We start from the raw sequence: 20,008 nt of genomic DNA on the forward strand, positions 1-20,008 counted from the left end.
CTCACTTGTAGATGACTTTGGGGTCTTGCAATACCGGTTGGCTAACCCGCCATTCGCCGTCCTGCAAGAGGTTGTAAAAACAGCTGCTGCGGCCCGTATGGCAGGCAATTCCACCCTCTTGCTCAACCATTAACAACACGGTGTCACCATCGCAGTCGAGGCGTATCTCACGCACTTTTTGCAGGAAGCCGGACGACTCCCCTTTGCGCCACAGGCCTTTGCGCGAACGCGACCAGTAGACCGCATAGCCCTCACTAGCGGTCAGTGCCAGGGACTCACGATTCATCCACGCCATCATCAGCACGCGACCGCTTTTAAAATCCTGGGCAATGGCGGGCACCAGGCCGTCACCGTTCCAGCTGACCTGATCAATAAAGCCGCTTGTCGGCACAGCTTGAGTCAATGTTTCTTCCATCAGAATTCCAAGTGTAGGCCGGCGCGACACCGGCAAAATACTGCCGCCAGTGTCATTAGGGCCAGAGCAGTAAAATCAGGGCGGCGATACCCAATACCCAACCAGAGGGTGGCAACTGCTCCAGCCACTGCGGCCGGCTTAAGGCCAGGGCCCCTACAGCGAGCACTACCCCGCCGAGCCGGCGCAAATACTGCCAGCGCCCACGGCGCTGACTACTCGCCAGCTTTTCACCGATATTTTCTAATTGTGGTGCCAATTCCCGCGACTGCTCCAAAGCTGAATAGACCAGTTGCGGCATCTGCGGAAACTTCTCCAGCCACTCGGGACCGTAGCGCTTGATCTCGCCCACCAGCGTTTTGGGGTGGATACGCTCCCGCATCCACCGCTCCAAAAATGGATGAGCAGTCTTCCACAGATCCAATTCCGGATAAAGCTGGCGTCCCAAACCCTCGATATTCAACAGGGTCTTCTGCAATAACACCAACTGTGGCTGCACTGCCATATCGAAGCGTCGTGCGGTCTGGAACAAGCTGATCAAAACCCGCGCAAAGGAAATCTCCCCCAGCGGTTTCTCAAAGATCGGCTCGCACACGGCGCGGATTGCCGCCTCGAAGGCATTCACAGGGGTATCCGCGCGGACCCAGCCACTCTGTACGTGCAGCTCCGCCACCATGCGGTAATCGCGCCGGAACATGGCGAGCAGGTTGCGCGCCAGGTAGTACTGATCTTCTCGCGATAAGCTGCCGACAATGGCGGTGTCGATGGCAATATACTGCGGGCGCTGCGGGTGCTCCCGGGAGACAAAAATATTGCCCGGGTGCATATCCGCGTGGAAAAAGTTGTATTCAAAAACCTGCTTGAAGAAGATCTCCACGCCGCGCTCGGCCAGCAGCGGCATATTGGTATCCTGCTCGCGCAGCTGCGCTAAATCAGTGACAGGAATACCATTGATACGCTCCAGCACCAGCACGTTTTCGCGGGTGTAATCCCAGTAAACTTGGGGGATATATAGCAGTGGGGAATCAGTGAAATTACGCCGCAACTGGGTGCCGTTGGCCGCCTCGCGGGTCAAGTCCAACTCGCCCTCGATGGTATGACGGTAGTCCTCCACCACTTCCACCGGGCGCAGGCGCCGGCCCTCTGGCACGAAGCGCTCGATAGCCCGGGCAATCACCCGCAGCAGGCGCAAATCTTCCTGGATCACGTCACCGATGCCCGGGCGCAGCACCTTGACCACTACCGACTCGCCGCTCTTGAGCACGGCAGCGTGAACCTGCGCCACTGAAGCTGCCGCTAGGGGCTCGTGCTCAAAGTTGGCAAAGACTTCATCGACACTAGCGCCAAGGGCTTCCTCAATCAGTGCGCGACACTGATCACTGGGGAAGGGTGGCACCTTGTCCTGTAGGTAGTCGAGCTGCTCGACCACATCCGGCGGCAACAAATCCGGGCGGGTGGAAAGCAGCTGGCCAAATTTAACGAAGATCGGTCCCAGCTCTTCCAGGGCGCGGCGCAGTCGCTCGCCGCGCTCCATCTTTGGTTGCGGCAACAGTTTGAGAGGAGCCAGTAATCCGCGCAGCCACAGGGGGCGGCGTTCGGCCGGTAATAACAGGTCCAGGCGATGGCGCAGGAAAACCCGCGCGATGGTAACAGTACGGGATATAGGCAAGACTACTCGGCCTCCCCGCGGGAAAACTGTTCCTGCAGCAAGCGCACCCGCGCCTCCAGGCGCTCGGTGGCCAGGGACAACTCGGCGAGGTCATCCGCGAAGGCTTCAAATTGTGCCTGTGGAGGCGTCAACTGCCATTCCTCACTGATCGTCTCTGCCGCCGCAACCGGGGCGCGGCTGAGGCTGGCACTTAACCAGCTACCGGCACTGCGCAACACATTGCCGATGGAGTGGGCGGGAATATCGCCAATCACTTGCGCAAGCGGCGCCTCCCAGTCGATATCCAGATCGCTCATGATCCACTGCAACTCCGCCAACAGGGCACTGGAGCCACTAATGGAGACGCCCAGCGCCGCAGGCGTAGCATCGGGGTCCTTTAGTAATCGCACCAGGGAAATAGCCGAGCCACTGATGGTGGTCGTTACATCTCCCTCCCAGTGCTGGCGCACGCGCACCTGATCGCCCTCGATACATAGACAGCATTGCAATTTGGGAGCCGTCAGGTCGAGCGCCATGGTTTTGCCATCCAATGCCTGCAGGCGCGCTCGGGTCGCGGGATCGTATTGCAGCGCAGTATTAATAGCGGTTTCCAGCGCGGCGTCAAAACCCGCGCGATAGGTGGGATCGCTCATGGTGGTTATTGGCCTCGTGCCATCACTTGGGAGTCAATCACGCCGGACACCTCTCAGGGCTTGATGCCACGGTGCAACGCCACAATGCCACCGGTCATATTGTGAAATTCACAATCGACAAAACCGGCATCCACCATCATCTGTTTGAGCGTTTCCTGATCCGGGTGCATACGGATGCTCTCCGCCAGGTAGCGGTAACTCTCCGCATCGTTGGCCACCAGCTTGCCCATAAATGGCAGCAGACGGAACGAGTAATGATCGTAGACTCTTTCCAACAACTTCGATTCCGGCTTGGAGAATTCCAATACCAGTAAACGCCCACCGGGTTTCAATACCCGCAACATGGAGCGCAGTGCCAGGTCTTTATCGGTGACATTGCGCAGGCCAAAGGCGATGGTGATACAGTCGAAGGTGTTGTCTGGAAAGGGCAGGTACTGGGCGTCCGCCTGTACCGGCACTACGTTGCCGGCGATGCCGCGATCGAGCAGGCGGTCGCGGCCAACCCGCAACATCGATTCATTGATATCCGCCAACACCACCTGACCACTGGCGCCCACAATACGCGAGAAACGCGCGGTGAGATCGCCAGTACCCCCGGCGATATCCAGGATTTTCTGTCCCGGTCGCGCACCGGACAATTCGATGGTGAAACGCTTCCAGAGGCGGTGGATACCCCCGGACATCAAGTCGTTCATTACGTCGTAACGCGCCGCCACTGAGTGGAACACTTCCGCCACACGACCGGCCTTTTCCTCCACCGGGACCTCTTGGTAGCCGAAGTGGGTGGTCTTGCGATCCTTCATGCTGTGCTGCCTGCTGAGCCAAATTCAGTGCGCCATTGTACATCGACCAAGCCGGCGGAACAGCGCCCATGATTCCCCCAGCGGCAACTCACTAAAATTAATTCACACAAGAGTAACAACGGGACCCAGGGTTCTCTCATGGATTACCGGCTCGATAGCGACACGCCCGTTGCAGTGAGTCTGCGCCGTGCAGCACGCACAGAAATACACGCCGCCAACAGTAATTCCCAGTTGTTGCCAGATGAGCACGCCGTGCACGAACTGCGCAAACACTGCAAGAAACTGCGCGCCCTGCTGCGCCTGATTTATCCAAATAAAAATCCACTGTTCCGACGCGAGAACGATCGCTACCGGAAATTAGCACGATGCCTGTCAGCTGGGCGCGACCTGGTCTCCATGCGCACCGCGCTTCTCACCCTGGCTCCACCCAATCACTTTGAAAAAACGCATAGAGTGCTGCGTCAGATACAGCAGTCACTGCGAGACGAAGAGCATCTTATTCGGGTCGAAGGGTTGTTGAATGAAGCGCGGGAGAGCATTGAAGAATGGCCCCTGCACGATATTCGCTGGGGTGATATCGATGCCGGATATTTACGTGGCTACCAGCGCGCGCGCAAAGCCTGGCTGGAGGCACGAGAAGGAGACAACGCCCATAAACTTCACCAATTGCGCAAAAGAGTAAAAGATCACTGGTACCACTGTCGCCTACTCAGAGAGAGACACCCTCAATCTATTGCGCTGCGCTGTGAACCGCTCAAACAACTCGCGCAACTATTGGGAGACTGGCGCGATCTCTACCTGCTCTGCCGTTTTGGCATCACGGTTGGAGAACCATTGGGGAAAGAGTTAATCAAGCTGTTGGAAATGTGCGACTGGCACAAGGTGCGATTGCGCCGGGAAATAGAAAAAGGCTGCGCTGAGTTCTTCGCCCACAAAAAACTTGTGATCTAAGTTGAGCAGGCATGCAGGCATAAAGGGATTCGAGATTATTCGTTATAAAAACGAAAAAAGCGCGGGAATATTTCCCGCGCTTGAAGATCGCCGATTTATTGGGCGCTCTGCTCCAGCAGGCCGCCGGCGCGGGCCATCACATGGAACAGGTAGTTCTGCTCATTGGTGCCACTCACCAGGTGGGCACCAGGACCGCGGGCCCAGACACCCACATCTTCGCCGCCGTGGGTCTCCCCAGAAAGAGGAACAAGGACTTCCTGGTGGAAGCCGGGGGCGGTGGTGTCCACATCGGTAAGATCCTGACGCCCTTGAACAATGTCATGATCGTAACGGTCATCAGCATCGGTATTGTCACCGTAATGTGCAAAGCCGCGACCATTTGCATAGTTCAGGGTGGTGTAAGGCAAGCCGGTTTTATCCAGCTTGGGCATCTCTTCAGCCACACCGGTCTTATCATTTTTAACTACTTTACCGAGGATTGGGTTGCCACGGGTAGTCCCACCGGCAATGGTCATCACGTGACTGTGGTCCGCGGTAACAACGATTAGGGTATCCTCGGCACTTGTGTTATCCAGGGCTACCTGCACCGCCTTGGCAAACTCTTCCGCATCGCTGAGAGCATTGTAGGCATTGTTGGCGTGGTGACCGTGGTCGATACGCCCGGACTCCACCATCAGGAAGTAACCCTTATCGTTTTGCTGGAGCATCTCGATGCCCTTGGCAGTCATTTCACTCAGGGAAGGCTCGCCGCCAACGTCGTTGCCACGATCGGCCTCATAGCGCATATGAGAGGAGTTAAACAACGCCAATAGCTTATCGGTGTTATTCACATCCAGCTGGTCAAACCCAGCTTTGTCTTCCATATAGTGCGCGGTGGTTACGCCATCGTTGTAACGAGTTTTCCACGCTTCAATCAGGTTGCGCCCATCGGTGCGCTTACCAGTCTTGCCTTCCGCATCGGTAAAGTCCGCTGGCAGGAAGTTGCGGCGTCCGCCGCCCATTACCACGTCGATACCGTCGCCAGCTTCCAACTCAACCAGGTGGGTGGCGATATCGCGACAGCCATCCGGAGCAGTGTATTCCCACTCGCGCTCGGGCACCTTGGCATAGGTGGCTGCGGGCGTGGCGTGGGTGATACGCGCGGTGCTGATAATACCGGTGCTTTTCCCCAGTTCCTCGGCCAGTTCCAGGGAGGTGGTCAGGGGACGTTCGAGGCTGGCAGCGCAGTCACCGCGGGCGACATCTTCGGCCACACTCAGGATACCCGCCTTGGTTTTCACACCGGTAACCAAAGCAGTCATGGTGCCAGCGGAATCCGGGGTCTGCTGGTTGGTGTTATAAGTTTTTACCAAGCCGGCAAAGGGCATCTTTTCGAAGCTCAGCTGGTATTCCTCGCCATCGAGGCCCAGTTTTTGGCCTGCGAAGATACGCGCAGCGGTGACAGTGGAGATACCCATGCCATCGCCTACAAACAAAATAATATTTTTCGCGGCACCCGGCGTATTGTTGATCTTCTCGGCGCTCGCCGCAGCTACGGCTTTCTGGCCATCTTCGAACCAGCTGCTTTCACTTTGGGTTGAGGAAAGGCCCAAGTAATTCTGCTGCTGCGGTGTTTCAGTAGCATCCGGCACTTCGGCAACATCGTTGGTGCTGGAGTTATCGTCGCTACAGGCACTGGCCAGTACGGCAACGGAAAAGGCCAGCAGGGTCTTTTTAAACTGTTTCATGGTCAATACCCCCAATTATTCTTCTGACAGCGACAGGTCGGTCGCGGCAGTCATTATGTGGAAAACCGCATTCTGTTCCAGATGTCCCTGCACTTTTTCGGCACCGGCGCCGATCGCGTGCAGGCTGATATCCTCACCGCCGTGGCTTTCGCCCCCCAGGGCAACCAGGGATTCCTGGTGGAAGCCTGGCATCTCGGTATCCACATGCGTCAAATCATGGCGGCCGGCGGCGATATCATAGTCATCACGCTTGTCTGCATCGGTTTCAGTACCCAGATCGGCAAAGCCACGGCCATTGGTGTAAGTCAAAGTGGTGTAAGGCTTATTGTCCTCGGCCAGGGAGACGGCCTCATTCGGCGCGCCGCTGTCATCGTTGCCGATCACCTTGCCCAGGATAGGGTTACCCCTGGTGGGATAGCCCGCCATGTTCATTACGTGACTGTGGTCAGCAGTCACCAGGATCAGGGTTTCTTCCAGGTTCACTTTCTGTAGCGCTGCCTTGACCGCATCAGACAGCTCAATAGCTTCATTCAGCGCGTTATAGGCGTTACCGGAATGGTGAGCGTGATCGACTCGGCCGGATTCCACCATCAGGAAGAAGCCGTCTTCATCTTTTTGCAGCATATCGATAGCGGTAGTGGTCATCTCGACGATGCCGGGCTCTTCGCTATTCTTGGCGATGCGGTCGGCATCGTAGCTCATGTGGTCTTCGGTAAAGAGGCCCAACAACTTATCTGTTTTAGCGATATCCACTGCCGACAGTTCGAAACCATTTTCGACGTAAACCGCATTTTGCTCACCGTCATAGCGCAGCAGCCATTCACCCGTTAGGTTGCGCTCGTCCTCACGCAGGCCACCCTCGGCCACCGGTGTAAAGTAGTTGCGCCCACCACCGAGCATGACTTCCATGCCATCGCCGATATTCATTTCCACCATTTGTGTGGCGATATCGGTACAGCCCTCATCGGCCGCGTGTTCCCACTTGCGGCTGGCGCTGTGGGCATAAGTGGCTGCCGGAGTCGCGTGGGTGAGGCGTGCGGTAGAAACAATGCCGGTAGCCTTACCGCGGCTTTCCATCATCTCGAGGAAGCTGTTCAAACCCAGCTCTTTACTCGCAGAACAGTCAGCCACCAGGCCCTTGCCATCCACATTGATCATACCGGCGCGAGTTTTCACCCCGGTCATCATCGCAGTCATGGTGCCGGCGGAGTCGGGGGTCTGCTGATTAGTGTTGTAGGTTTTGATCAGGGCACTGTGAGGAAACTCCTCAAAAGAAAGGCTGTTCTCCTCACCGGGTTCACCGCGGCGCTGCCCCTCGAAGATACGGGCTGCGGTCAGGGTGGATATCCCCATGCCATCGCCAACAAACAGGATGACGTTTTTGGCAGTTTTGGCTTCACGGGTAAGAGAAACACGATCTTCCAGGCGATCGGACGCCTCGGTAAACCATTCACTCTTGGTTTGGTAATCGGGCAGGCTCGCGGCGGAAACTGCAGAAGCGAGAGGGATCAAACAAAAGGCGCTGAGTGCGCGGGCAAGTTTTTTTGCCACGGTGGGCCTCCGGAACTCGTGAATTTGGCGAGCATTAGAGTCCGGAAATATGACAAAAGAATTACGCGCCGATTAACATCTCGTTTTCTTTGCCATAAAGATTTGTACGCTTGTTACAACTGCAAAAAGACACCCACACAATTGTTACAGCATTACGAAACAATGAGGAAAATTATTGTTTTTCCTCACTTTTTAATACTTTGCAGGAAAAGGAAAGTGCGCCACTGAAGGGCGCACTTGGCAACTAACCGATAAATTTCACCACACTTTCATCCGGGTCCCGCCCCTTACCCGCCGCGCGCAAGCGCTCCAGGTAGGCCTCCCAATTGATGGTGTATTTTTCGGCCAGTTCCCGCAGATATTCCCAGGTGTAAATGCCGGTGTCGTGACCGTCATCGAAATCGATTTTCAGACCATAGCGACCGGCGGCTTCGACCCTGTCGATACCCACATGGATTTTTCCATCCACCAGCAGTGCGGGGCTATTGCCGTGGCCGCGCACCTCGGCGCTGGGGGAGTAGACACGCAGATACTCTGCCGGCAGGCTGAATTCGCCATCGGCAAACAGCAACTGCAGGGTTTTCTCTGCGCGATTTAATCGTATTTTTTGCGGTTTCATTTACAGGATAAAACGCGAAAGGTCCTCGTTCTGGCTCAGCTCACCCAGGTGGCTGTCCACATAAGCCGCATCCACTTTGAGAGACTTGTCGCCATCACCGGCATCGAAGGAAACTTCCTCCAGCAGGCGCTCCAGCACCGTGTGCAAACGGCGCGCGCCGATATTCTCGGTGCGCTCATTCACTTCGTAAGCCACTTCGGCGATACGGCGAATGCCGTCTTCGGTGAATTGCAGTTCCAGACCCTCTGTCGCCAGCAAAGCCTTCTGCTGTTCAGTCAGAGACGCGGAGGGTTCGGTGAGAATACGCTCAAAGTCGGCAGAAGTCAGCGAGCTCAGCTCCACGCGAATCGGCATACGCCCCTGCAGTTCGGGAATCAGGTCCGAGGGCTTGGACAGGTGGAAGGCACCAGAGGCGATAAATAGAATATGGTCTGTCTTGATCATGCCGTACTTGGTGTTGACGGTGCTGCCTTCGATCAGCGGCAACAGGTCGCGCTGCACCCCCTCGCGGGAGACATCGGCACCGCCACTCTCCTGGCGCTTGGCTACCTTGTCGATCTCGTCGATAAAGACAATGCCGTTTTGTTCGGCAGCGCGAATCGCACGGGTTTTGATATCTTCATCGTTCACCAGCTTGGCAGCTTCCTCATCGGTAAGCTGTTTCATCGCCTGCTTGACCGGTAGCTTGCGCTTGCGGGTCTTGCCCTGGGACATATTCGAGAACATACCCTGCAGCTGGTTGGTCATTTCCTCCATACCCGGAGGGGCCATAATCTCTACGCCCATGGGCGCGGCGGCCATATCGATTTCCACTTCTTTGTCGTCCAACTCGCCCTCGCGCAGCTTCTTGCGGAATAACTGGCGGGTACTGGAATCCTTGTCATTCGGCTCGGTTGAGCGCGCCGGTGGCAGTAGGGCGTCGAGGATACGCTCCTCGGCCGCATCCATAGCGCGTTGCTGTACACCACCCATGGCCAGCTCACGTTCCTGCTTCACTGCCATTTCGACAAGATCGCGCACGATAGACTCTACATCGCGACCCACATAGCCCACTTCGGTGAACTTAGTCGCTTCGACCTTAATAAAAGGCGCATTGGCGAGCTTTGCCAAGCGGCGCGCGATTTCGGTTTTACCTACACCGGTGGGGCCAATCATCAGGATGTTTTTCGGGGTGATTTCTGCGCGCAGATCCTCACTCACCTGCATACGGCGCCAGCGGTTGCGCAGCGCAATCGCTACGGCGCGTTTGGCGTCCTGCTGGCCAACGATGTGGCGATCGAGTTCATGGACGATTTCACGGGGGGTCATCTGGGACATACAAATTCCTGCAAAACGGTTGTGCGGGCCAGGCTGCGGCCCGCTGGACTCAGGCGCTTCTTGTGAGAGCGTCCGGTCAGTAGGTCAATTCTTCAATGGTGTTGTTGTGGTTGGTGTAGACGCAGATATCGCCGGCAATTTTCAAACCCTGCTCGACGATGGAGCGCGCGTCCATATCGGTATTGTCGAGTAGTGCGCGCGCTGCCGACTGGGCGAAGGGCCCGCCGGAGCCGATAGCAATCAGGTCATCTTCCGGCTGAATCACATCGCCATTACCGGTCACAATCAGGCTGGCGCTGGCATCCGCCACTGCCAGCAGGGCTTCCAGGCGACGCAGGGCGCGGTCGGTGCGCCAGTCTTTGGCCAGTTCCACCGCCGCGCGGGTCAACTGACCACCGTGGGCTTCCAGCTTGGCTTCAAAACGCTCAAACAGGGTGAAGGCATCGGCGGTACCACCGGCAAAACCGGCGATAACCTTGTCTCTGTACAGACGGCGCACCTTGCGCGCATTGCCTTTCATGATGGTGTTGCCCAGGGATACCTGGCCGTCGCCGCCAATCACAACTTTGCCGTTGCGGCGACAGGATAAAATGGTGGTACCGCGATACTGTTCCAATGGAGACCTCTCGGATTACGCGTATGCTCTAGCTGCGCAAGGCATGTTGCCTTGCGCGCCGGGAAATTTAATCAGATTAGATAAGTGAGGACGGGACGCGCCGTTTTCAATAAGAGAAGGGCCAATTGCTATAATGAGAACCCATCATCCATCGCGGATTCGCCTCTTGGCTCTCCTTCCCTCCCGCTACTTCGAGCCACTTTTCACCGTCGTTATGACCTGCTTGATGTCTGGGGTGATTTCCGGGGCGATCACTTATTCCCACCAGGGTTTCAGCGGAGGATTTCTGCCAATATGGGGCCGGGCCTGGTTGCTGGCCTGGATCATCTCACTGGGATTGCCGCCGCTGATCAGGCCCGCAATCAAAAGTCTGCTGGGCAAGCTGGCAGCGCCAGACGGGGAGTCCAGCGGTTGATTTAATTAGCGGGGCGCTTCAATACCAGCGGCATCAGACGATGCTCAGCCAAAACCTGGCGGGCTTTGGCCATGCGCGAACGGTTGTCGAAGGGACCGACCAAAACACGGTGCCAGGTACCGCGGCTATCACTGGCGGACTCCACTTTAACATCCAGGTTGGCCAGGGTGAGCTGGGCGCGCAAGCGCTCGGCTTCTGCCGCCTCACGAAAGGAGGCGGCCTGCAGGATATACACCTGTGCTTTGGCCTTCTCGGCAGCGCCCTGCTGATTAGATGAAGAATCCCCGCGAATGGCAGGCTTGACCACCTTGGGTGGCGGTACCGAGACTTCGTTTTCCTTGAGCATGGTGTAGAAATCAAAGCGCGGTTCAGACGGAGCCTGCGCCGCCGGCTTGGCTGACGCTGTCCTGTCACCAGCGGTGCCTTTGTTGCCGGCCACACCAAACTGCAGCAACAAGAACACCGTAAAACCACCCACGGCATTGCCCAGCACAAACCACACCCATGCGGGTTTGCCTGAGGAACTCTTGCTGCGGCGTTTGGTGTTGCGACGGCTCATTACGGAATTCTTCCCTGGATAGTCTGCTCAGCGGGCGAATTGTACCGCCAATTTCCTCGCGGGCATTGTTCTCCCGCAAAATTCACGATAATTCCTGCGCATCCATATCCACCGCCCAGCGCAAGCGGCGATTCTTATTGCTCTCAGCCCAGGCGCATACCCGAGCTAAAAGAGGTTGTAACTGGGCGCGATTTTGTGCGGTCACCTGAACATAAAAACGGTAGCGCCCGGATTTGCGCTCCAGTAACGCCGGTACCGGCCCCAAATATTGTAACTGTGGCGAGGGTGGCGCCAGCGACTGCATAAACAGGCGCGCGTTGTGCAGAAACTCCTCGGCCCAAGTGGGCTCTTCACACTCGGCCCGCACCAGCGCCATGGCATGAGTGGGAGGCAGCTGTGCCACCGCGCGATCGCGCAATAGCTGGCGCGCAAAAGTCCCGTAACCTTTTTCCAGCAACATTTGCAGCAGCGGATGCTCCGGGAAGCGACTCTGCACCAATACACGGCCACTCAGGCTGCCGCGCCCGGCGCGCCCCGCCACCTGCTCCAGCAACTGGCCTGTGCGCTCGGGCGCGCGAAAATCGGCACTGAACAGACCGCCATCGGCATCCTGGATCACCACCAGAGTCACCCTCGGCAGATGGTGCCCCTTAGCCAGCATCTGGGTGCCCAGCAATAGGCAGGGCTCGCCATCGCGGGCCGGCGCCAGCAAGCGATCGAGGGCCTGCTTGCTGGTGGTGGTATCGCGGTCGACGCGGATTACCGGGTAGTCGGCAAAGCGCCGCGCCAGCAACTCTTCGCTGCGCTCGGTACCTCCGCCCAAAGCGGAAATAGAGCGACTGTGGCACTGCGGGCAGCTGTCTACCAGGGGGCGGCGATAGTCGCAGTGGTGACAGCGCAACTGGCGCTGGCGCCTATGCATAGTGAGCTTGCTGGAGCAGTGCGGGCAGTCGGCAATCCAACCGCAGTCATCGCAATTGAGCGCCGGCGCAAATCCGCGTCGGTTAATAAACACCAGCACCTGCTCCCCGCGAGCCAAAGTCTCACCGATATGCCGCAGCACCTGTGGCGAAAAGCCTTCTTCAAGGGGCTCGCGCAGGGTCGGCACCACATGGATCTGCGGCGGGCGGGCGTCGCCCGCGCGCTGGCGCATGCGCAAGTGTTGATAGCGACCATTAAGGGCGTTGTGCAAGGTCTCCAGGGAAGGAGTCGCGGAACCCAGCAATACCGGCACATTGCTGTTGCGCGCCAGTACCACCGCCAGGTCGCGGGCGGAATAGCGCACGCCATCCTGCTGCTTAAACGAAGCGTCGTGCTCTTCGTCCACCAACACCACACCGAGCCTCGGCAGTGGTGTCATAATTGCCGAGCGGGTGCCAATAACAATATCTGCCTGTCCCCCAGAGGCAGCGAGCCACGATTGGGCGCGCTCGCCCTCGGCCAGCCCCGAGTGCAGAGCGGCGATACTGTGTTCGGGAAAGCGCGCGGCGATGCGTCGCAGAGTCTGCGGAGTAAGACCGATTTCCGGCACCAACAGCAAGGCCTGGCGCCCCTCGGCCAGTACCCGCTCCATTAAACGCAGGTAGACCTCGGTCTTACCACTGCCTGTGGTGCCTTCCAACAGGGTGGCAGAAAAGCGACTACAATCCACCGCTTCGAGCACCTGCTGCTGTTCACTGTTTAGCTGCGGTGGCGGAGTGGCCTCCGCTGCCGGCATGGGCGGCGGCACCGTAGGACCCGAGACCCACTCCACCAGATGGCGTTCCTGCAGGGCGCGAATCACCGCCGGGGTATGCCCCTGGGCCTTCAGATGAGTGCGGCTCTGCTGACCAGCGCGCAGCAACTGTTGCAAAAGAGCCTGCTGCTTGGGCGCCCGCGCCAGTGCAGATTCCGGTAAGCCCTTGCCCTCGGTAGTCAGCTGCAACCACTGCTCGGCCCAGTGATCGGCGGGCTTGCCCTTGCGCAGTGCGGCGGGTAGGGCGGCGGCGTAGACCTCTCCAACCGGGGCCTGGTAATAATCGGCGATCCAATTGAGGAATTTGCGCGCACCGCTATCAAACAGGGCAGCATTATCGATGAGTTCCTGCGCCGGCTTGAGCTGTGCCTGCGGCGACTCCCGCACAATATCCACCAACACGGCTACCAATTTTCGTCCAGCAAAAGGTACCCACAAACGCTGACCGGGTTTCAATTCGGCGGGATCAAAGCCCTCCGGGGGCAGATAATCGAAGAGACGCCGCAGTGGCACGGGCACCGCCAACCTTAGGATGATCCCCTGTTGTACTGTCTGTGGTACCGTCTGTTGCACCCCGCCCCCAATGCGCTCTTGAAAAGGCGCTAGTGTACTGGCTGCCACAGTAAGGTACAGAGACAGCAAAATTTACTTGCATACTCTGAGATTCAGAGTACTCTATAAATCAGCTCTAATATTTAGAGTTCTCTAATTTAGCAAGGAAGACAACCATGACCGATGTGGAAAAACTCAAAGACAGCCTGGATTTTGTCAGCGATGCCGTGCGTAGCAACGAAGCCGAGGGCGGTATTCCGTCACTCTATTTCTTGTGGGGCCTTTTGATTTTTATCGGGTTTGCCTCGGCGGACCTGGCCCCGCAAATCACCGTGTATTACTTCCTGGTGGCGAGCACCGCCGGTGGCCTGTTCAGTTGGTGGCTGGGTGAGCGCACGGCACGTCGCGAGGGTATCAATAACATTAGCTTTGGCCGCAGGTTTGGCTGGCACTGGTTGGTGACCGGAATAGGCTTTCTGCTGATATTGGCCACAATGATCGCCAAGCCCGGCGTTGCGGGCCCTGAGCTATTCCTGCTTTTAGGTGGCGTATCCTATAGCCTCGCCGGCATTCACCTGATCCGCCCTCTTATCTATAGCGGCATGTTGATGTTGGCAAGTTACCTACTGATGATTTTACTGACACCGCCCTACGCCTGGGCACTGACTGGCCTGGTGATCGGCTTCGGACTCCTATGGACCGGCTTGGTGCAGCGAGCCAGGCAAACTAGTGGAGCAGCATGATGAAAGCCCTTACGGAGCTGGACCCGGTACTCGAACACCGGGTGCGCCTCGCGATCAGTGTGATGCTGGCGAAGTATGAGGAAATTAGTTTCTCCCGCTTCAAGGAACAGCTACAGGTGACCGATGGAAACCTCGGCGCACAGCTGCGTCGCCTGGAAGAGCAGGGCTATATCGCCCTGCGCAAAGACTTCGTAGAGCGCAAACCCGTCACCTGGTATCGCCTCACTGAGAGCGGGCGAGAGGCACTAGATAAGCATCTGCAAGCCCTGCGACAGCTCATCGCCTCTGCAGACTAAGGTGACCACTGGGGCCCGGTATTTAAGCTTGAACCCCGGCGCTAATCTGATAGTATGCGCCGACTTTTTAATCAGCCTGGAACCAATCCGGTTCCTGCTCCAACGACGATGCCGTGCCCGGCAACAGATCGGGTGGCGGTTTCGGAAAGAGGCAATCATGAAAGCAGATATCCATCCTAACTACACCGACATCACTGCCACTTGTTCCTGCGGCAATGTTGTTAAGACTCGCTCCACTTTGGGCAAAGACCTGCAGATCGATGTCTGCTCCCAGTGCCACCCCTTCTACACCGGCAAGCAGAAGCAGGCTACTACCGGTGGACGCGTGGATCGCTTCAAGAAGCGTTTCGGCAGCCGCATCGGCAAGTAATCCGAATAGCGAGGCACTGCGGTGCCTCGGAAAGGGCGCCCTGGAATTTTCCTCGGCGCCTTTTTTTATGCCCGTTTTATGCCCGAATTTCGCCTATCTGCACAGCTCTGGGGCACTTGGGCAAAATCGATTTGTATCGCTTAATATATTCGTTATGGGCAGTAAAATTATCCTTCAAAATAGATTTTTGGCGGCTGATCATCCTGAAATTGGCCAGATGTTAAGGGCAAAATAGTAATAAATGGCTGTTTCATTGCCCCTATAAGCTTGTGACTGCAAGTGCCCCTCGGTTATTCTCTGAGGCCCGCAGTAACCGGGATGACGCCACAGGTGTTGCCCCCCGTTTTCGAGAGAACAGCCCCCAAATGACGGATTCATTGCGCCAGGCAGCGCTGGATTACCACGCGCTCCCCAGCCCCGGCAAACTTTCGGTCGAGCTGACCACCCCTGCCGAAACTCAGGAAGACCTGTCGCTGGCCTACAGTCCCGGCGTAGCGGAACCGGTGCGCGAAATTGCCAAAGACCCCGAGGCCGCCTATCGCTATACCGGCAAAGGCAACCTGGTAGCGGTCATTTCCAATGGCAGCGCTATCCTCGGCCTCGGTAACCTGGGTCCGCTGGCCTCCAAGCCGGTGATGGAGGGCAAGTCGCTACTGTTCAAGCGTTTCGCCGATATCAACTCGGTGGACATCGAGGTGGACGTCAACAGCCCGGAGCAGTTTATTCAGACCGTCGCCGCCATCGCCAATACCTTCGGCGGTATCAATCTCGAAGATATCAAGGCGCCTGAGTGCTTTCATATTGAAGAGGCATTGATCGAGCGCTGCCCGGTACCGGTATTTCACGACGACCAGCACGGCACCGCGATTGTGACAGTCGCCGGTATGCTCAATGCCCTGGAGATCCAGGGTAAGAAAATCAGCGACGTGCGCATGGTGTGCCTGGGGGCGGGTGCCGCCGCCACCGCCTGCTGCAAACTGCTGCTGGCCGCGGGCGCGCGCAAAGACCAGATCACCATGGTCGACAGCCGCGGGGTAATTCACTCGGGCCGCACCGACATCAATGCCTATAAGGGTGAGTGGGCGCGGGATACCGATATGCGCACCCTCGATGACGCCATCACCGGTGCCGATGTTTTCCTCGGGGTATCCGGCCCAGACCTGCTCTCCGCCGAACAGTTACAGCGCATGGCACCGAATCCGGTGGTATTTGCCTGCTCGAATCCAAACCCGGAGATCAAACCGGAGTTGGCCCACAGTGTGCGCGACGATTTGATCATGGCCACCGGGCGCTCGGATTACCCCAACCAGGTCAACAATGTGCTGTGCTTCCCCTTTATTTTCCGCGGCGCGCTGGATGTGCGTGCGGCGCGTATCAATGAAGAGATGAAGCTGGCCGCAATTGAAGCCATCCGCAAAATCGCCCACCTGCCGGTGCCGGACTCGGTGCGCGAGGGCTACGGCGGGGTGGAGCTGAGTTTTGGGCCCAGTTATATCCTGCCCAAACCCACAGACCCGCGCCTGCTGCCGGAAGTCGCCGCTGCGGTGGCGCGCGCAGCCGTGGACAGTGGCTGTGCACGCCTGCCTTACCCCGAAAACTACCCGCTGCAAACGCTCTAGGGCCTGTTAATAGGCCCGGAACAGCCCGCCTTATCCTCTCGGGGCGGGCGTTTGCCGCTTTCGCCCCCACAGACTTCTTGAGCCAAAAAGCACCCGTCGCTAAACTGCCTTTCTGTCACAGCATCAAAGTTGCCCAACACAATGAGTCACGTGTATGTGCTGACCAACCAGCACCAGCAGTTCCTAAGCAAAAGCGGCGAATGGCTCGATGGCCGCGAGCCCAACAAACTGTTTCGCAGCGAACATAAAGATGTCGCCATCAACCAGATGTTCGAGGCCAATACTCGTGATGTCAGCCTGCGCATCGAACTGCTGCAGTGTGCGCTGAATCCCAAGGCCCAGCCATCGATACCGGAGGAAGCCCTGGGTGAACAATCTGCGCCGCCCGGAGATCCGGAAGTCGAGCCAGGCGCACCAGAGGAGATGCCGCCTGAGGAGCCCCCAGAGCTGGAACCGCAGCCACAACCGGAAGTAACCCCGGAACAGGCACCTGAGGTCCCGCCAACACAAGCCCCGGATGAAACGCCCGCACAACCCGGCGAGCACAAATCGGAATCGGAATCTGCCGCCTAGGCGGAGATTCTTTTAGCACCGACACAAGTTGCCCCAACGGCGACAACAAGAAAGAGTTCCGGTAGTACCAAGGAGATTCGAGTGCCCATTCCCCATCTGGCCGCCCTGTCCCAGGCCAAACCCGTGCAACTGCTAAAGGGCATACGCCGCGGTCTTGAAAAAGAGAGCCTGCGGGTCGGCAACGACGGCACCCTGGCGCAAACACCGCACGCGCAAACACTGGGCTCAGCACTGACCCACGAGAGCATCACTACCGATTTTTCCGAAGCGCTGCTGGAATTTATTACCCCGCCGGTAAACACTCCTGAAGAGGCCCTGCGGATTCTCGACCGCATCCATCGCTTTACCTACAGCCAGATCGGGGACGAACGCCTGTGGGTCAACAGCATGCCCTGCGTTATCGGCGCCGACAGCGATATCCCGGTGGCCCGCTATGGAAACTCCCACAGCGGCACGATGAAAACCATTTATCGGTTGGGACTCGGCCTGCGCTACGGCCGCGCCATGCAAACCATCGCCGGTATTCACTACAACTTTTCCCTGCCGGATGAGTTCTGGCTGTGGCTGCACGAGTTCGAGGGCAGCAGTGAAGCCCTGTGCGAATTCAAAACCCGCCGCTACTTCGACCTGATCCGTAATTTCCGCCGTAACTACTGGCTGCTGATCTACCTGTTCGGAGCCGCGCCTGCAGTGTGCTCCTCTTTTGTGGAGGGGCGCCAACACAAGCTCGAGGCCTTTAACGGCGACGGCCACACGCTGCACGCTCCCTACGCCACTTCTCTGCGCATGGGCGACCTGGGTTATAACAGCGAAGTGCAAAAGTCCCTGGTGGTTTGCTACAACAACTTGCGCAGCTATCTGTCCACACTCTGCTCCGCTATCAGCCGGCCCTACGGGCCCTATAGCGAACTCGGGGTAAAGGATAACGATGGGCAGTATCAGCAGCTCTCTGCCGGCGTGCTGCAAATCGAAAATGAATTTTATTCGCCGATCCGGCCGAAAAATCCCGCCAAGCGCGGCGAGACCGCCCTGGCGGCCCTGAACAACCGCGGGGTCGAATATATCGAGGTGCGCTGTCTTGACCTGAACCCCTTTATGCCGCTGGGTATCGATGCGCAACAGATGCGTTTTATCGATAGTTTCCTGCTGCACTGCCTGCTGACAGAGAGTCCCGAGACCGACGAAGTCGATTACCGTTCAACCCAGGAAAACCAACAGCGCATCGTGTATCGCGGCCACGAGCCCGGCCTCAAGCTGCTCTGTAATGGCGGTGAACGTGAACTCGGTGAGTGGGCTTCCCAACTGCTCGGGGAGGTGGACGCGATGGCAGAACTGCTCGACAGTGCCTGGGGCGGAGACCAGTACCGCGGTGCTGTTGGCGTACAGAGGGCCAAGGTCAAAGGGGAGATCGCCACCCCGGCCCAACAGATCCTGGCAGAAATGCAGGAACAAAACCTGAACTTCTACCATTGGGCTATGCAAAAGGCCGAGCAGCATCGCCGCTATTTTCTCGAACGCCCTCTCGACAGCGATTCGGTTCGAGATTTCTCGCGCGAGGCGGAGGAGTCTTTACTCAAGCAAAGGCGCGTGGAGGCTGAGGACAAAGGCTCTTTCGAGGAATTTCTCAGCCACTATTACGCGCAGTATATGTGCTGCCAGGGCTAGCCCCGGCGGAAAAGATCACCGCGCAGGGCCCGGATTTCCGGCCCACAGGGATTAAGCACATGAATTATCTGGCCCACCTGCTGCTTTCAGGCCCCGACGTCCGCTGGCGCCTGGGTGGGCTACTCGGTGACTTCGTGAAAGGCCCCCTTAAAGGTGAGCGGCCAGAGGCCATTGAGGCCGGTATCAGGCTGCATCGCCGTATTGATGCCAGTACCGACACCAATGCGGCCTACCGCGAGTCCCTGTCGCAACTGGACCCCAGCTGGCGCCGCTATGCCGGTATTGCACTGGATATCTGGTTCGACCACTTACTGGCCCAGCGCTGGCAGGAGTGGCACCCACAGAGCCTGGAAGATTTTTGTGACCAATGCTGGAGAGACTTTCGCAGCCACAGTCGGTATATTCCGCCGCATGCGAGAGCGTTTATGGCGCGCGCCGAGCAATTTAAGTTACTGCAGAGTTACCGCGAAGAGCGAACCATTGGTCTCACCCTGGAGAGGGTTGGCCAACGCCTGCGCCACCCGGTTGCGCTGCAGGACATACTGCCCGAGCTCAGTAGCGGGCGGGCAAAACTGGAATACAACTTCAATAAACTATTAACCGACTTGAATCTCGAAGCCCAAAGGTTTCGGCAGCACTATTCAGGATCCGATAAACCATGACCTTACCCAACCCGCGTATTACCTTTTTGTTGGTTTTTCTAATTGTCGCCTTTTTACTCGGCTCTGCCTTTTACCTGGAGTACGCGCGAGGCCTTGAACCCTGCAAGCTGTGCATTACCCAGCGGGTAATGCTGCTCGGTATCGGGGTAGTCTCCCTGATCGCCTTTCTACACAACCCGGCAACTATCGGCCGGCGCGTGTACGGGCTACTAGTTTCTATCTGGGCTCTGGGTGGCCTCTATTTTGCCGGGCGCCAGCTGTGGTTACAGAGCCTGCCAGAGGGTCAGGTACCCGCATGTGGACCCAGCGTCAGCTATATGCTGGAAGTTTTTCCCATGGCCGATGTACTCAAGGCACTGCTCACCGGTGACGGCAACTGCGCCGAAGTGCAATGGACCATGATGGGCATTAGTATCCCCGGCTGGTCTGCTATCGGTTTTGCTGGACTGATCCTATTCGGAGGCTGGCAGGCATTTCGCAGAGCCTGATTAAAAACCGAAAACCAGGTCGCGGCTCTGTGGA

Annotated in this window: 21 protein-coding genes; 10 read left to right on the forward strand and 11 right to left on the reverse strand. The window is 57.6% G+C overall.

What is annotated here, in order from left to right:
- Position 1 precedes the first annotated feature (1 nt).
- From hisI to ubiE, 4 genes are read right to left on the reverse strand one after another with little or no spacing between them, the layout of a single operon-like run.
- On the reverse strand, positions 2–415 hold the full coding sequence (gene hisI / locus ACJJID_RS16830) for a phosphoribosyl-AMP cyclohydrolase (RefSeq protein ID WP_444920470.1): 414 nt from the start codon (positions 413–415) through the stop codon (positions 2–4).
- A 55-nt stretch (positions 416–470) separates the two neighbouring features.
- On the reverse strand, positions 471–2,081 hold the full coding sequence (gene ubiB / locus ACJJID_RS16835) for a ubiquinone biosynthesis regulatory protein kinase UbiB (protein ID WP_444920471.1): 1,611 nt from the start codon (positions 2,079–2,081) through the stop codon (positions 471–473).
- A gap of 2 nt (positions 2,082–2,083) precedes the next feature.
- Complete coding sequence (locus ACJJID_RS16840; RefSeq protein WP_444920472.1) at positions 2,084–2,713, reverse strand: ubiquinone biosynthesis accessory factor UbiJ; 630 nt, start codon at positions 2,711–2,713, stop codon at positions 2,084–2,086.
- Between the two features lie 53 nt (positions 2,714–2,766).
- Positions 2,767–3,516 carry a bifunctional demethylmenaquinone methyltransferase/2-methoxy-6-polyprenyl-1,4-benzoquinol methylase UbiE gene (gene ubiE / locus ACJJID_RS16845; protein WP_444920473.1) on the reverse strand — a complete coding sequence of 250 codons (750 nt, stop codon included), beginning with the start codon at positions 3,514–3,516 and terminating at the stop codon, positions 2,767–2,769.
- 138 nt (positions 3,517–3,654) lie between these two features.
- Between ubiE and ACJJID_RS16850 the strand changes: the two genes are divergently transcribed.
- Positions 3,655–4,467: a CHAD domain-containing protein gene (locus ACJJID_RS16850; RefSeq protein WP_444920474.1), complete on the forward strand. Its 813-nt coding sequence runs from the start codon at positions 3,655–3,657 to the stop codon at positions 4,465–4,467.
- Between the two features lie 95 nt (positions 4,468–4,562).
- Here the strand turns inward: ACJJID_RS16850 and ACJJID_RS16855 are convergent, their stop codons facing one another.
- The 5 genes from ACJJID_RS16855 to hslV form a co-directional block, all read right to left on the reverse strand.
- Positions 4,563–6,194 (reverse strand): alkaline phosphatase, encoded by a 1,632-nt coding sequence (locus tag ACJJID_RS16855; RefSeq protein WP_444920475.1) that lies wholly within the window; start codon positions 6,192–6,194, stop codon positions 4,563–4,565.
- A 15-nt stretch (positions 6,195–6,209) separates the two neighbouring features.
- Positions 6,210–7,745, reverse strand: a complete 1,536-nt coding sequence (locus tag ACJJID_RS16860; protein WP_444920476.1) for an alkaline phosphatase — start codon at positions 7,743–7,745, stop codon at positions 6,210–6,212.
- A 244-nt stretch (positions 7,746–7,989) separates the two neighbouring features.
- Positions 7,990–8,364 (reverse strand): gamma-butyrobetaine hydroxylase-like domain-containing protein, encoded by a 375-nt coding sequence (locus ACJJID_RS16865; protein WP_444920477.1) that lies wholly within the window; start codon positions 8,362–8,364, stop codon positions 7,990–7,992.
- The gene (hslU, locus tag ACJJID_RS16870) at positions 8,365–9,681 is read right to left on the reverse strand and encodes an ATP-dependent protease ATPase subunit HslU (protein WP_444920478.1); all 1,317 of its coding nucleotides are present in this window, start codon (positions 9,679–9,681) and stop codon (positions 8,365–8,367) included.
- A 76-nt stretch (positions 9,682–9,757) separates the two neighbouring features.
- Positions 9,758–10,297, reverse strand: a complete 540-nt coding sequence (hslV, locus tag ACJJID_RS16875) for an ATP-dependent protease subunit HslV (RefSeq protein WP_226644239.1) — start codon at positions 10,295–10,297, stop codon at positions 9,758–9,760.
- 166 nt (positions 10,298–10,463) lie between these two features.
- On the opposite strand from hslV, the gene ACJJID_RS16880 reads away from it, so the two are divergent.
- Positions 10,464–10,712, forward strand: coding sequence for a DUF2798 domain-containing protein (locus ACJJID_RS16880; RefSeq protein ID WP_444920479.1), 249 nt, complete (start codon positions 10,464–10,466; stop codon positions 10,710–10,712).
- A 1-nt stretch (position 10,713) separates the two neighbouring features.
- Here ACJJID_RS16880 and ACJJID_RS16885 read toward each other — a convergent pair whose 3' ends face one another.
- Together ACJJID_RS16885 and ACJJID_RS16890 are read right to left on the reverse strand one after the other, a co-directional pair.
- On the reverse strand, positions 10,714–11,271 hold the full coding sequence (locus ACJJID_RS16885) for an SPOR domain-containing protein (protein ID WP_444920480.1): 558 nt from the start codon (positions 11,269–11,271) through the stop codon (positions 10,714–10,716).
- An 82-nt stretch (positions 11,272–11,353) separates the two neighbouring features.
- Positions 11,354–13,579 carry a primosomal protein N' gene (locus ACJJID_RS16890; protein WP_444920481.1) on the reverse strand — a complete coding sequence of 742 codons (2,226 nt, stop codon included), beginning with the start codon at positions 13,577–13,579 and terminating at the stop codon, positions 11,354–11,356.
- Positions 13,580–13,734: 155 nt separating this feature from the next.
- On the opposite strand from ACJJID_RS16890, the gene ACJJID_RS16895 reads away from it, so the two are divergent.
- The 8 genes from ACJJID_RS16895 to ACJJID_RS16930 all read left to right on the forward strand — a co-directional run bounded on the left by ACJJID_RS16895 (position 13,735) and on the right by ACJJID_RS16930 (position 19,974).
- Entirely contained in the window at positions 13,735–14,301 is a 567-nt protein-coding gene (locus ACJJID_RS16895) for a hypothetical protein (protein WP_444920482.1), read from the forward strand.
- Positions 14,298–14,597: a winged helix-turn-helix domain-containing protein gene (locus ACJJID_RS16900; protein ID WP_152455802.1), complete on the forward strand. Its 300-nt coding sequence runs from the start codon at positions 14,298–14,300 to the stop codon at positions 14,595–14,597. Before ACJJID_RS16895 ends, ACJJID_RS16900 begins: the two co-directional genes overlap by 4 nt.
- A gap of 157 nt (positions 14,598–14,754) precedes the next feature.
- A complete protein-coding gene (gene rpmE, locus ACJJID_RS16905; RefSeq protein ID WP_083922744.1) occupies positions 14,755–14,967 on the forward strand; it encodes a 50S ribosomal protein L31 in 213 nt (70 codons plus the stop codon).
- A 365-nt stretch (positions 14,968–15,332) separates the two neighbouring features.
- The gene (locus tag ACJJID_RS16910; protein WP_152455804.1) at positions 15,333–16,586 is read left to right on the forward strand and encodes a malic enzyme-like NAD(P)-binding protein; all 1,254 of its coding nucleotides are present in this window, start codon (positions 15,333–15,335) and stop codon (positions 16,584–16,586) included.
- Between the two features lie 141 nt (positions 16,587–16,727).
- Positions 16,728–17,159: a hypothetical protein gene (locus tag ACJJID_RS16915; RefSeq protein WP_444920483.1), complete on the forward strand. Its 432-nt coding sequence runs from the start codon at positions 16,728–16,730 to the stop codon at positions 17,157–17,159.
- Between the two features lie 81 nt (positions 17,160–17,240).
- Positions 17,241–18,824, forward strand: coding sequence for a glutamate--cysteine ligase (gene gshA / locus ACJJID_RS16920; protein WP_444920484.1), 1,584 nt, complete (start codon positions 17,241–17,243; stop codon positions 18,822–18,824).
- A gap of 59 nt (positions 18,825–18,883) precedes the next feature.
- The gene (locus tag ACJJID_RS16925) at positions 18,884–19,486 is read left to right on the forward strand and encodes an acyl carrier protein phosphodiesterase (RefSeq protein ID WP_444920485.1); all 603 of its coding nucleotides are present in this window, start codon (positions 18,884–18,886) and stop codon (positions 19,484–19,486) included.
- The gene (locus ACJJID_RS16930; protein WP_152455812.1) at positions 19,483–19,974 is read left to right on the forward strand and encodes a disulfide bond formation protein B; all 492 of its coding nucleotides are present in this window, start codon (positions 19,483–19,485) and stop codon (positions 19,972–19,974) included. The genes ACJJID_RS16925 and ACJJID_RS16930 overlap by 4 nt, the downstream gene beginning before the upstream one ends.
- Positions 19,975–20,008: the final 34 nt, after the last annotated feature.

This window comes from Microbulbifer sp. CnH-101-G (assembly GCF_052466775.1).

Coding starts and splice junctions, on each gene's coding strand:
- hisI (WP_444920470.1), bottom strand. CDS start 415: ATGGAAGAAACATTGACTCAAGCTGTGCCGACAAGCGGCTTTATTGAT.
- ACJJID_RS16840 (WP_444920472.1), bottom strand. CDS start 2,713: ATGAGCGATCCCACCTATCGCGCGGGTTTTGACGCCGCGCTGGAAACC.
- ubiE (WP_444920473.1), bottom strand. CDS start 3,516: ATGAAGGATCGCAAGACCACCCACTTCGGCTACCAAGAGGTCCCGGTG.
- ACJJID_RS16850 (WP_444920474.1), top strand. CDS start 3,655: ATGGATTACCGGCTCGATAGCGACACGCCCGTTGCAGTGAGTCTGCGC.
- ACJJID_RS16855 (WP_444920475.1), bottom strand. CDS start 6,194: ATGAAACAGTTTAAAAAGACCCTGCTGGCCTTTTCCGTTGCCGTACTG.
- ACJJID_RS16865 (WP_444920477.1), bottom strand. CDS start 8,364: ATGAAACCGCAAAAAATACGATTAAATCGCGCAGAGAAAACCCTGCAG.
- hslU (WP_444920478.1), bottom strand. CDS start 9,681: ATGTCCCAGATGACCCCCCGTGAAATCGTCCATGAACTCGATCGCCAC.
- ACJJID_RS16885 (WP_444920480.1), bottom strand. CDS start 11,271: ATGAGCCGTCGCAACACCAAACGCCGCAGCAAGAGTTCCTCAGGCAAA.
- ACJJID_RS16895 (WP_444920482.1), top strand. CDS start 13,735: ATGACCGATGTGGAAAAACTCAAAGACAGCCTGGATTTTGTCAGCGAT.
- ACJJID_RS16900 (WP_152455802.1), top strand. CDS start 14,298: ATGATGAAAGCCCTTACGGAGCTGGACCCGGTACTCGAACACCGGGTG.
- rpmE (WP_083922744.1), top strand. CDS start 14,755: ATGAAAGCAGATATCCATCCTAACTACACCGACATCACTGCCACTTGT.
- ACJJID_RS16910 (WP_152455804.1), top strand. CDS start 15,333: ATGACGGATTCATTGCGCCAGGCAGCGCTGGATTACCACGCGCTCCCC.
- ACJJID_RS16915 (WP_444920483.1), top strand. CDS start 16,728: ATGAGTCACGTGTATGTGCTGACCAACCAGCACCAGCAGTTCCTAAGC.
- ACJJID_RS16925 (WP_444920485.1), top strand. CDS start 18,884: ATGAATTATCTGGCCCACCTGCTGCTTTCAGGCCCCGACGTCCGCTGG.
- ACJJID_RS16930 (WP_152455812.1), top strand. CDS start 19,483: ATGACCTTACCCAACCCGCGTATTACCTTTTTGTTGGTTTTTCTAATT.